The sequence below is a fragment of the Paraburkholderia sp. J76 genome (assembly GCF_905220295.1).
GTDB lineage: Bacteria > Pseudomonadota > Gammaproteobacteria > Burkholderiales > Burkholderiaceae > Paraburkholderia.
The window spans coordinates 1-11,564 of the sequence record NZ_CAJMZJ010000010.1; the positions used below are offsets into that span (position 1 = coordinate 1).

The 11,564-nt window shown below is 66.0% G+C and carries 11 protein-coding genes; 4 read left to right on the top strand and 7 right to left on the bottom strand.

Annotation, left to right across the window (positions count from 1 at the left end):
- Window positions 1-610 (top strand): electron transfer flavoprotein subunit alpha/FixB family protein (locus U5768_RS19480; RefSeq protein WP_322032034.1); only part of this gene is annotated, 610 nt, incomplete at its 5' end.
- A gap of 313 nt (window positions 611-923) precedes the next feature.
- Here U5768_RS19480 and U5768_RS19485 read toward each other — a convergent pair.
- From U5768_RS19485 to U5768_RS19495, 3 genes are read right to left on the bottom strand one after another with little or no spacing between them, the layout of a single operon-like run.
- Entirely contained in the window at window positions 924-1,937 is a 1,014-nt protein-coding gene (locus U5768_RS19485) for an acyl-CoA dehydrogenase family protein (protein ID WP_322032035.1), read from the bottom strand.
- Window positions 1,938-1,965: 28 nt separating this feature from the next.
- A complete protein-coding gene (locus tag U5768_RS19490; RefSeq protein WP_322032036.1) occupies window positions 1,966-3,132 on the bottom strand; it encodes an acyl-CoA dehydrogenase family protein in 1,167 nt (388 codons plus the stop codon).
- A gap of 59 nt (window positions 3,133-3,191) precedes the next feature.
- Entirely contained in the window at window positions 3,192-3,662 is a 471-nt protein-coding gene (locus tag U5768_RS19495; RefSeq protein WP_322032037.1) for a MaoC family dehydratase, read from the bottom strand.
- Between the two features lie 286 nt (window positions 3,663-3,948).
- On the opposite strand from U5768_RS19495, the gene U5768_RS19500 reads away from it, so the two are divergent.
- The 3 genes from U5768_RS19500 (at window position 3,949) to U5768_RS19510 (ending at window position 7,546) form a co-directional block, all read left to right on the top strand.
- On the top strand, window positions 3,949-5,256 hold the full coding sequence (locus U5768_RS19500) for an MFS transporter (RefSeq protein WP_322032038.1): 1,308 nt from the start codon (window positions 3,949-3,951) through the stop codon (window positions 5,254-5,256).
- Window positions 5,257-5,306: 50 nt separating this feature from the next.
- On the top strand, window positions 5,307-6,632 hold the full coding sequence (locus U5768_RS19505) for a CaiB/BaiF CoA-transferase family protein (RefSeq protein WP_322032039.1): 1,326 nt from the start codon (window positions 5,307-5,309) through the stop codon (window positions 6,630-6,632).
- A gap of 86 nt (window positions 6,633-6,718) precedes the next feature.
- Window positions 6,719-7,546 (top strand): IclR family transcriptional regulator, encoded by an 828-nt coding sequence (locus U5768_RS19510; RefSeq protein WP_322032040.1) that lies wholly within the window; start codon window positions 6,719-6,721, stop codon window positions 7,544-7,546.
- 7 nt (window positions 7,547-7,553) lie between these two features.
- Here U5768_RS19510 and U5768_RS19515 read toward each other — a convergent pair whose 3' ends face one another.
- From U5768_RS19515 to U5768_RS19530, 4 genes are read right to left on the bottom strand one after another with little or no spacing between them, the layout of a single operon-like run.
- Window positions 7,554-8,015 (bottom strand): DUF202 domain-containing protein, encoded by a 462-nt coding sequence (locus tag U5768_RS19515; protein ID WP_322032041.1) that lies wholly within the window; start codon window positions 8,013-8,015, stop codon window positions 7,554-7,556.
- A gap of 10 nt (window positions 8,016-8,025) precedes the next feature.
- Window positions 8,026-8,889, bottom strand: a complete 864-nt coding sequence (locus U5768_RS19520; RefSeq protein ID WP_322032042.1) for a hypothetical protein — start codon at window positions 8,887-8,889, stop codon at window positions 8,026-8,028.
- 59 nt (window positions 8,890-8,948) lie between these two features.
- The gene (locus U5768_RS19525; RefSeq protein ID WP_322032043.1) at window positions 8,949-10,460 is read right to left on the bottom strand and encodes an arylsulfatase; all 1,512 of its coding nucleotides are present in this window, start codon (window positions 10,458-10,460) and stop codon (window positions 8,949-8,951) included.
- Between the two features lie 48 nt (window positions 10,461-10,508).
- The gene (locus tag U5768_RS19530) at window positions 10,509-11,426 is read right to left on the bottom strand and encodes a formylglycine-generating enzyme family protein (protein WP_322032044.1); all 918 of its coding nucleotides are present in this window, start codon (window positions 11,424-11,426) and stop codon (window positions 10,509-10,511) included.
- Window positions 11,427-11,564 lie beyond the last annotated feature (138 nt).

Sequence of the window (11,564 nt, forward strand, 5' to 3'; positions counted from 1 at the left end):
CGCACAGATCAGCGACATCACCGCCGTGGATTCGCCCGACACGTTCGAGCGTCCGATCTACGCGGGCAACGCCATCGCGACGGTGCAGTCTCAAGATGCGATCAAGGTCATCACCGTGCGTGCGACGGCATTCGATGCAGTCGCGGCAGAAGGCGGCAGCGCAGCTGTCGAAAAGCTCGACGCCGCAGCCGACAGCGGTCTTTCGCAGTTCGTCGGCCGTGAAGTCACGAAGCTCGACCGCCCGGAACTCACGAGCGCGAAGATCATCGTCTCGGGTGGCCGGGGTCTGGGCAGCGGCGAGAACTACACGCAAGTGCTGGAGCCGCTCGCCGACAAGCTCAACGCCGCGCTCGGCGCCTCGCGCGCAGCGGTCGATGCGGGCTACGTGCCGAACGATTATCAGGTCGGCCAGACGGGCAAGATCGTCGCGCCGCAACTGTACGTGGCGGTCGGCATCTCGGGTGCGATCCAGCATCTGGCGGGCATGAAGGACTCGAAGGTCATCGTCGCGATCAACAAGGACGAAGAAGCACCGATCTTCAGCGTGGCCGATTACGGCCTCGTGGGCGACCTGTTCACGGTCGTGCCGGAACTGGCCGGCGCCGTTTGAGGTCACTCACGGGCATTCCATTGGGATGCGCGGATTTGCAGGAGGGGCGGATGAACGTCCGTGAAAGATCGCTGCGTGACGTTGTCGAATCCTGGTTCGGTTCGGAAGCCGCCAGGCGGGTTCGGATAACACGCTTTCGTCGTGCCAGGAGCAAGCCATGGCGCCACGTTTGCATCGAGGTCGAACGCACGAATGGCGCACTGTCGCTCGTGTTCTTCCTGCATGACAACGGCTCATGGTGCGTATTTCCGCCGGAGCCCCGCGTTCCGGCGATGGGTTTCGGACACCATGGCGAGTACAGGCCGATGGGGGCTTACGTGCCGACCGCCGCCGCCTCGTCGAGCGCATCGTAAATGCCGATGACGCCCGCAGCGACGTTGCTCCAGTGATCGATGGCGTGCGTGCCGACCACATCGTCCCAGAACGATTCCGAACCGTATTGAAGACGTTGCGCGTGCAACCGTCGCGTATAAAGCTGCAGATCGTACTCGGCGGTAATGCCCATCGCGCCCACTAGCGCATGCGCGCCGTTCGCGACCAGCGGCGCTGCGCGGCTCGCGCGCGCCTTCGCAATGGCCGCCGCGATGCGCTGTTCCGAAGTGTGATGTCCCGTGCAGCCAAGCTGCGCCGCGACACGCGTGGCGGCCACGTGCTCGGCCATGACGCTCAACTGCTGCTGCACGGCCTGGAACTTGCCAAGCGAGCGGCCGAACTGCTGGCGCTCGTTCACGTAGCCGAGCGTGATGTCGAACACGCGCTGCATGCCGCCCGCCATGGTCGCCGCCGTGGCGAGCGCGCCCAGCTCGCCCAGGCCGCGCACGGTGGCGGGCAGCGCGCGCGCCGCGTGCGCGCGGTAGGTGAGCGTGGCGTCGAGGCTGTCGCCATGCGCGCGCAACTCGGCGCTTGCGAGCGGAACGAGGCTCGCCCCATCGACGGTTTCGACGATCAGCGTGTCGGCCACGAGACCGTAGGGCACGAACGCCGCGCCGTGCCGCGCGGCATGGCCGAGCGCGATGGCGATGGGTCCGCGCGGGGCTTCGACGCCCGAGCGCGCAAGCAGCTCGCGCGCGATCATGGTGTGCGCGGCGGGCAGCGGCAACGCGTGCGCGCCGAATTCGAACAGTGCGCCCGCCGCCGCGGCGAGGCGCATGCCCGAGCCGCCTTTTTCCTCGGGTACGAGCGCATCGAGAAAGCCGAGCGCGTCGAGCTGGTCCCACAGGGCGCGCCCCGCATCGCGCTCGCGCGCCGCTTCCACGGTGCGCACGAATTGCGGTGTGCAATGACGCGCGAGCACGTTGCGCGCCGATTCGGTGAGCATGTCGTCCATGGTGTTCTTCTCCCTGTTCTTCGTTCGTTTAGCGCAGGCCCAGGCCGCGCGCGATCATGCCGCGCAGGATTTCGCGCGTGCCGCCGCGCAGCGAGTACGACGGCGCGATTTTCGTCACGTAGTCGAGCGTATCGGCAAGATCGCTTGCGACGGCTTGCTGCGGATGCGCGCCCAGCGCGTCGCCGATCAGTGTGGGCACGTTCTGTTCGAAACTGGTGCCGAGGTCTTTGACGAGCGCGGCCTGCGTGGCGGGGCTCGCACCGTCGGCGAGCGCGCCCGTGACGGCCACCGACATCGCGCGCAACGTGGCCAGTTCGGTCACGAGCGCGCCTAGCGTGCGGCGCTCGCTCTCGCCAGCCGGCGCATGCGTCGCGCGGGCGGCCTCGCGCAACGTATGCGCCCATTCTTCGAGCAGCACGATGCTCGAATAAATGCGCTCGGGGCCGCTGCGCTCGAACGCCAGTTCGGCGGTGACCTGTTCCCAGCCCGCGCCTTCGGTGCCGATCAGCGCGTTTTCTGGCAGTTCGACATCGTCGAAAGCGACTTCGGAGAAGTGGGCATCGCCCGTGAGGTCGCGGATCGGCGCGATATGCACACCCGGCAGCGATAAATCGACGATCAGTTGCGAGAGCCCGCGATGGCGATCCTCGGGTGCGCCCGAGGTGCGCACGAGCGCAATCATGAAGTGCGAGTGCGGCGCGTTGGTTGTCCAGATCTTGCGGCCCGAGAGGCGCCAGCCATTGGCCGTGCGCTCGGCGCGCGTGCGCACGCTCGCGAGGTCGGAGCCCGCATTCGGCTCGCTCATGCCGATGCAGAAAAACGCCTCGGCCTTGCAGATGCGCGGCAAATAAAACGCCTTCTGCTCATCGGTGCCATAGCGGGCGATGAGCGGGCCGCTCTGGCGGTCGGCGATCCAGTGGGCCGACACCGGCGCGCCGGCCGCAAGCAGTTCCTCCACGAGCACGAAGCGCGCGAACGGACTGCGGCCGCCGCCGCCATATTCGCGCGGCAGCGTGAGGCCCAGCCAGCCGTGCGCGGCGAGCTGGCGGCTGAAGCCGGCGTCGAAGCCGAGCCACGAACGCGCGCGCACGGCGGGCGGCACGCCTTTGAGCGCTTCGGCAAGGAATGCGCGCACCGGCGCGCGCAAGGCTTCGTCTTCGGGGGGAATCGTTCTGAGTACGAAAGAGTCGTTCATGACGTGCTGCGCTTAACGCGCAGTTCCTGGCAGTGCGAAGTCATCGGGCGCTTGCGCGCTCATTCGGGGCGGCCGGCGAGCATGCGCTTGACCGTGTACGAGAGCACCAGCTCGTCGCGCTGGTTGCGCACTTCCACGCGGCTCGTGACCACGGCGCGATTGTGCTTCGAGGTGGGCTTCACGTCCTCGACTTCCACCACGCCGTAGATCGTGTCGTTCACGAGCACGGGCGCGTGCGCCTTCATCGAGAACTCGAGCATGGCGAGCCCGGTGCCTTGCACCATGGTCTGGAACAGCAAGCCTTCGATCAGGCCGCTCGTGAGCGCGCCAGGCACGGGGCGTCCGCTCATGGCGCCGTGCTCGAAATGCGCGTCGATGAAGATCGCCTCCAGCATGCCGGTGGCCGAAATGAAATTGACGAGGTCGGTTTCCGTGACCGTGCGCCGGAACGTGCGAAAGCGCTGACCCGCCTGCAACTCCTGCCAGTAGAAACCGCGTCCGAGCAGTTGGGCGTCCTCGTGTGTCGTCATGTCTGTCTTCCTCCGATAGTTGGATGGCGCGCCGCGCCGATAGCGTGGTCCGATTCTAGAAGTGTGTTTCGATATCGGCAACGTCGTTCGAATATCGGAACGGCGTCGGTTGAGCATGGTTGAGCTATAAGCAACTGTTTATAAAGAGAAATAGCCTGAAAAATCGGTGTTTCGAGGGTATACGCCAAGCACTACGTTGGTTCTGTATTCGGAATCTGATGCTACATTCGGAACACGAATACCGGTTCGAATAAACCTGAAAACAGGAATCAAGGAGACAAGCTGGATGAACGCCAACCCCGAGATCGCGCAGGCCGGCGCGGCTGCCCAGGCGGCGCCGCGACGCACGGCCAGCGTCATATTCGCCGGCAGCGTCGGCAACGTGGTGGAGTGGTTCGACTGGTCGGTGTACACGACCTTCGCGATCTACTTCGGCAAGCAGTTCTTTCCCGCGGAGAACGACACCGCCTCGCTGCTCGCGACTTTCGCCGTGTTCGCCGTGGGCTTCTTCATGCGGCCGCTGGGCGGCTGGGTGATCGGCGGCTTCTCCGACCGCTTCGGCCGGCGCGCCGCGCTCACGCTCACCATCATGATGATGGCGGGCTCGTCGTTGCTGATCTCCGTGCTGCCTGCTTACGCGACCATCGGCGTGTTCGCGCCCGTGCTCATGACGGTGCTGCGCATGGTGCAAGGGCTTTCCGTGGGCGGCGAATACGGCGCGGCCACGACGTTCCTCGCGGAATCCGCGCCTGCGAAGCGTCGAGGGCTGTATGGCAGCTTCCTGTTCTTCAGTATCGCGGCGGGGCTGTTGCTCGCTTCCGGGCTTGCCAGTGTGATGACGAACACGATGTCGAAGGAAGCGCTGATGGCGTGGGGCTGGCGCATTCCGTTTTTCATTGGCGGCTGCGGCTCGCTCGCGGGCTTCTGGATGCGCCGCCACGTGGGCGAAACGCACGCGTTCGAGCAATTGCGCCGCTCTGGCCGCATCGAGCGCCGTTCGCTCTGGTGGACGTGGAAGCAGCATCGCACGGCCGTCGTGCGCCTCGTGGGCATTAGCGTGCTCGGCGCATTCAGCTTTTATCTCTTCATCAGCTTCATGCCGATCTACGCGATCCGGCACGCGGGCGCGACGCCAGCCGACGCGTTTCTGGCCAGCACGCTGAGCATTGCCATCTTCATGCTCGCGCAGCCGTTCTTCGGCGCGTTGTCGGATCGTTTCGGGCGTCGTCCGCAACTGATCGTGTTCGCCACGGCTTACCTGGTGTTTCTCTATCCCGTGGTGCGCTCGATTGGGTCGAGCATGACTTCGATGCTGCTCGTCGAATGTTTCGGTCTGCTGACTTACGGGCTGTATTCGGCCATCGCGCCCGCGATCATGGCCGAGCTGTTCTCGACCGCGGTGCGCGGCATCGGCATTGGCGCCGCATACAACCTCGTGGTCGCCCTGCTCGGCGGCACGACGCCGTACCTCATGACGTGGCTGCAATCGCAGCAGCGGGAAGGATGGTTTCTCGCCTACGTGTGCGCGGGCGCGGCCGTGAGTCTTTTCACCTATTGGCGCATGCCCGAAACGGCGGGCAAGCCGCTCGAATGAACAACGCGCATGAACGTGTAGTCCCGTAATCCAGGCAGAGGTCATTTCACATGCAGCAGACGAAAGAAGCATCGCAGCAGACGAAAGCGCAGTCACGACAACAACGCGGCCGTCCGCTGGAAGGCATACGGGTGCTCGATCTTTCCCGCGTGCTGGCGGGGCCGTGGTGCACGCAGAATCTCGCGGATCTCGGCGCGCAGGTGATCAAGATCGAGCGGCCAGGAGCCGGCGACGAAACGCGCTCCTGGGGGCCGCCTTACCTGCGCGACGAAGCGGGGCGCGACACCGTGGAGAGCGCGTATTACCAGTGCGCGAACCGCGGCAAGCTTTCGATGGCGGTGGACATCGCCGCGCCCGAAGGCGCCGCGCTGATCCGCGAACTCGCGCGCAGGTGCGACGTGCTGGTGGAGAACTTCAAGGTGGGCGGCCTGAAGAAGTACGGGCTCGACTACGAAAGCCTCGCGGCGCTCAATCCCGCGCTCATCTACTGCTCGGTTACGGGGTTCGGGCAGAGCGGGCCGCTCGCGCACCGCGCGGGATACGACTTCCTCATTCAGGGCATGGGCGGTCTCATGAGCGTGACGGGCGAGCCCGACGGCACGCCCGGCGGCGGTCCGCAAAAAGTCGGCGTGGCCGTTACCGACCTCATGGCCGGCATGTACGCGACAACGGGCGTGCTGGCCGCCGTGATCGAGCGGCAGCGCAGCGGCCTCGGCCAGCACATCGACATCGCGCTGCTCGACTGCCAGATGGCGATGCTCGCGAACCAGTCGATGAACTATCTGTGCACGGGCGAGGCGCCGCGGCGCCTCGGCAACGCGCATCCGAACGTGGTGCCGTACCAGACCTTCGCGGCCAGCGACGGTCATCTGATTCTCGCGTGCGGCAACGACAGCCAGTTCCGCTCGCTGTGCGGCGCGATGGATCTGAACGAACTCGCGGCGGACCCGCGCTTCGCCACCAACAGCGCGCGCAGCGTGAATCGCGCGCTGCTATTGCCGGTGCTCGAAAAAGCGTTTCGCACGCGCACGCGCGACGCGTGGATCGAAGCGCTCGAAGCGTGCGGCGTGCCGTGCGGTCCGATCAACGACGTGGCGCAGGCGTTCGGCTGCGCGCATGCGCACGCGCGCGAAACGGTGCGCCGCATTGCGCATCCGCTGGCGGGGACGTCGCCGAGCGTGGCGAGCCCGCTGCGATTGTCGGCCACGCCCGTGCAATACGACGTGCCGCCGCCCTTGCTCGGCGAGCACACGCGCGCGCTGCTCGACGGTCTGCTCGGCCTCGACGCCGCACGCATCGACGCGCTGTGCGAGAGCGGCGCGATCGACACGCACGCGCGAACGCACGCACGCGGCGAGCATGAGGAAGCCGCGTGAGCGCGCACTGGCCGTACGGTCCGCATCGCTTTCGGGAGCAGGGCGACATGTATAATTTTTCGCACCGTTCAACCGTCAATCGATCCATGGCGCACCCCCCCGAAGACCGCGAGCCGGGCACCGAATCCACCGCGTCGCCCGGACCGCGGGCGACTACGCGCATCGTGCAGGTGCTGCGCATTCTCGCCGACCATCCGCAGGGCGCCACGCTCACCGAACTCGCGGAACTGAGCGCCACGCCGAAAACGAGTCTGCTCGCGTTGCTGCGCGCGCTCACGCATGCGCACTATCTCTCGCACGACGGCGGCAAATACGCGCTGGGCGTGGAAGCATTCAAGCTCGGTGCAGCCATCGTCGCGCAGCGGCGCTTTCCGGAAATCGCACGCCCGGTCATGGAGCGCCTCGCGCTCGAGGCGGGCGAAACGATCCTCATCGGTCAGCTCGCGAGCGACCGGCCTTCGATGGTCTACGTGATGTCGGCGGAAAGCCGCAACGCGATTCGCTTCATTGCGGGCATAGGCGAGCGGCGCGAACTGTTTTCCTCCTCGGGCGGCCGCGTGCTGCTGGCCGCGATGAGCGAGGCGCAGCAGACCGAGTATTTCCGCACGGCCGAGTTGCGCGCCCACACGCCCGCCACGCGCACGCAAAAGCGCGAGTTGAAGGCGCTCCTCAAGGAAGTGGCCGAGACCGGCGTGGCCGTCACGGTCGAGCAAAGTTCCGCCGACGTAGTGGGCTTCTCCGCGCCGATACGCGACGAGTCGGGCGCGGTGATCGCGGCGCTCGTGATGGGCACGCCGGTGAGCCGCGGCGTGCCGGGCATGGAGCGCTTCAAGGCGCTGATCGCGCGCGGCGCGGTGGAAGTATCGGCGCTGCTGGGCTATGCGGGGCCGAACCGCACGAGTGCGCCCCGGTAAGCGCAAATCAGTCCAGCACGAGCGCGCCGAGCGCGAACGCGCCAAGCGCCGCCACGGCAATGCCGACCCAGTAGGCGAGATTCCATTGCGGCAAGAGTCCCTCGCGACGCAATGCGTTGACGCGGCGCTTGTGCTGGACGACGGCGACCAGCAAGGCCACCGTCCCGATCACGACCATGGCCGTGCCGACCACGCGCGGCGACCAGGTCGCCCCGAAGCGCCCCACAATGGGCGCGCCCTTCTGGCCCGCCACGTACTCGAAGAACTTCGCCAGCGTGAAGCCGAAGCTGATCATCGAGAGCGCGGTGCGCAGCCACGCCATGAGCGTGCGTTCGGCGGCGAGAAAGGTCCGCTCGATCGCGAGCGAGGTGCGCGCGCGCGTTTGCAGCGTGCCTTCGTCGGGCTTCAGGGGGGCGGACAGATCCGTGTCCGGGATGGAGGCGGTTTCGCGGTCGTGAGGAGCTGGCATGACGTGACCTTCAGGGCGTGCCGGACGAAAGGGCCGAGCGGCTGCGTTGCCATTTCACGTAAGGAATGGCGAGGAGCGTGCAGAGAATCAGATAGAGCACCAGCGTGGGCGCGAACTGCTCGCCGGGAAAGTTCATCGCGGAGATGGTCAGCGCGATAGCGGGATGGCGCGAAGCGGTGGACAGCGCCAGCACCGACGCGTGCTCCGGTTCGGGTCCGCCGAGCGAGTGCCCGACAACGAGCCCCGCGAGGACGAAGGCAACGATGGCGAGCACCGTCCAGTGGCCGGTGGCCGACCAGATCGCATGCCAGGTGCCCGCGAGCAGCACGAGGGCGCCCGCGAACAGCAGCAGCGTGGCGACGCGGCGCACGGGCGTGAGCAGGTAGTGCGCCGCGCGCGGCATCAGCTTCGACACAAGAAGTCCGGCCGCCAGAGGCGCGATGATCATGGTCAGCACGATCTTGACCAGCGCGAACGGCGCGACCCTCATCGCCCGCGCGAAGAGCCAGTCGAGCAGCGCCGCCGAGAGCGGCACCGTGACGATGGAAACCAGCGCGAGGACGACGAGCAGGCCCAGACCATAGGGCGCGACCCCGCCCGCCTTCTTGTGCTTCCTCGGCAACAGCGGCGGCACCGGCGAGATGGCGAGCGCGACGAGCACCACGGCGGTGGGCTGCGGCAAATCGAGGTAGTACACGCACGCGACCACGATGAGCGGCATGATCACCAGCATGGCGACGAGCGAGCGCAGCAGCAGGCCCGGCCGGTGCGCGATGTAGAGGAAGTCGTCGCGCGTTGCCTGTAGACCGTAGGTGAACACCGTTGCCGCGATGGCGCACTTGAGCGCGAGGAGAATCAGGTCCCTGGCGTCCATGGATATCCTGGCGATGGGCGAGAACCCGGGCGGCGTCCCGACGAACGCCGCCCGAGCGATTAGCGATGACCGCCGCCGGCGGCATCCATCATCTTTTCGATCACCTGGTCCACGCCGAAGCTGGCCGCTTTCTGGCGCGGCGGGAATTCCTTGAACGTCTGCAGGAACTCGGCCACGCCGGCCTGCGCGGGCACGAGAATGAACACGTGATCGAGCAGCCAGTCGTAGTAAGTATTCGATGTGACGTCGGCTCGCTCGTACGGGTCGGTGCGCAGGTTGAAGATCTTCGGCACGCGCAGCGTAACGAGCGGCTCTGCCCATATCCTCAACGTGCCGGTCGTGCGCTGCTCCATGAAGACGACCTTCCAGTTGTCGAAGCGCAGGCACGCGAGGTCGCCGTCGTCGGTGAAATAGAAGAAGCCCTTTCGCTCCGGCTTCTTAGCCTTGCCGGTGAAGTACGGCAACAGGCTGAAACCGTCGAGATGCACCTTGAAGTCCTTGCCGTTGGCCTTGAAGCCCTTTTTCAGCTCCTCCTTGACGTTCGGGTTGCCCGCTGCCTCCACGATGGTGGGCAGCCAGTCGAGGTGGCTCACGATCTCGTTGCACACGGTGCCTGGCTCGATCACGCCAGGCCAGCGCACGACGCAGGGCACGCGGTACGCGCCTTCCCAGTTGGAGTTTTTCTCGTTGCGAAACGGCGTCATGCCCGCGTCGGGCCAGGAGTTCATGTGCGGACCGTTGTCGGTGCTGTACATGACCATCGTGTCGTCCGCGATGCCCAGTTCGTCGAGCAGCGCGAGCATCTCGCCGATATGCTTGTCGTGCTCGACCATGCAGTCGTGATATTCGGACTGCCAACGACCTGCCTGACCGCGAATGCGGTCCTCGATATGCGTGCGAAAGTGCATGTGCGAGGTGTTGAACCAGAGGAAGAACGGCTTGTCTTCCTTGTGCGCTTTCTGGATGAACTCCTTCGCGGCCGCCAGAAACTCGGTGTCGATGGTTTCCATCCGCTTTTTGGTCAGCGGCCCGGTGTTGTCGATCTTCTGGCCGCCCTTGCCGTCGGACCAGCAATGCAGCACGCCGCGCGGGCCGTAATTCTTGTGGAAGTCCGGAAACTCCTTGGGATCGGGATAGTCGGGCAGTTCAGGTTCTTCCTCGGCATTGAGGTGGTACAGGTTGCCGAAGAATTCGTCGAAGCCGTGCATCGTGGGCAGATGCTCGTCGCGGTCGCCGAAGTGGTTCTTGCCGAACTGGCCGGTGCTGTAGCCGAGATCCTTGAGCAGCTCGGGAATATTGGGGTCCTCGGCGCGCATGCCGAGCGCGGCGCCCGGCAGCCCCACCTTGGTCAGCCCGGTACGCAACCCGCACTGCCCCGTGATGAACGACGCGCGGCCGGCCGTGCAACTCTGTTCGCCGTAGTAGTCGGTGAATACCGCGCCCGCTTCGCCGATGCTGTCGATGTTGGGTGTGCGATAGCCCATCAGCCCTTTCGAGAAAATGCTGAGATTGGACTGGCCGATGTCATCGCCCCAGAGGATAAGGAAGTTGGGTTTCTTCTTGCCCGCCATGGAACACTCCTTGTCGTAGAGCTACCGTTGACGGTAGCGGTGTGGGATTCAACCGCAGGCGTTGTCGCGAACCACGCAACGAAAGCCCACATGGCACGTGGAGGTATCGACAGGCTGCGCCATCCGGGCTGCGGGCCGGTAACGCCTGCAGTAATTCGGCGCGCACAGGTACGAGCCGCCCTTCATGACCTTGCGCGGAATCGTGAGCTGGGGCGTGCGCGGGTCGACGCTCGACTCGCGCGTTGCGCCGCGCGGATTGTCGAGCGTGCAGCACGCCTTCACGATCTTGCCGTGGTCCTGGTACCAGTCGCTCGTCCACTCCCACACGTTGCCGGCCATCTCGTACAGGCCGTAGCCGTTGGGCGGAAACGAGCCAACCGGCGCGGTCCATTCGTAGCCGTCCTCGAGCAGGTTCTGCCACGGGAACTCGCCTTGCCACGTGTTGGCCATCTGCCGGCCTTCGGGCGTGAACTCGTCGCCCCACACGAACTCCGCACCGTCCAGGCCGCCGCGCGCGGCGAATTCCCATTCGGCTTCGGTGGGCAGATCCTTGCCCGCCCAGTGCGCGTAAGCGGCGGCGTCCTCATAGGAGACGTGCACCACGGGATGATCGTCGAGCCCTTCCAGCGAGCTGGCCGGCCCGCGCGGATGACGCCAGTCCGCACCGCGCGTATAGGCCCACCAGTTGTAGTGGTTGCGTAGATCGACGCGGTGCGGGGGTCTGGCGAACGTCACCGAGGAAGGGGCCAGCATCTCGGGCAACGCGCCGGGATAGTCGTCGGGGTTGGCTGGGCGCTCGGCCGAGGTCACGTATTCCGTCGCCTCGACGAATTGCCGGAACCGGGCGTTCGTCACCGTATGGCGATCGATCCAGAAGTCGCGAACGCGCACCTTGTGCGCCGGCGCTTCTTCGGGGTAGTGCTCGTTCGAGCCCATGAGGAACGTGCCGCCCGGAATGCGGACCATGTTTTCCGGCGCGGCCGGCGAGGCGGTTTCAGAGGGGGCGTTAATCGCTTCAGGTGCGGGATGGACCATGATCAGCCAGGGTGTTGGACTGCGTCGGCGCTACCGGAGCGGCGCGCGGGGCGACATGCCCGCGAGCGA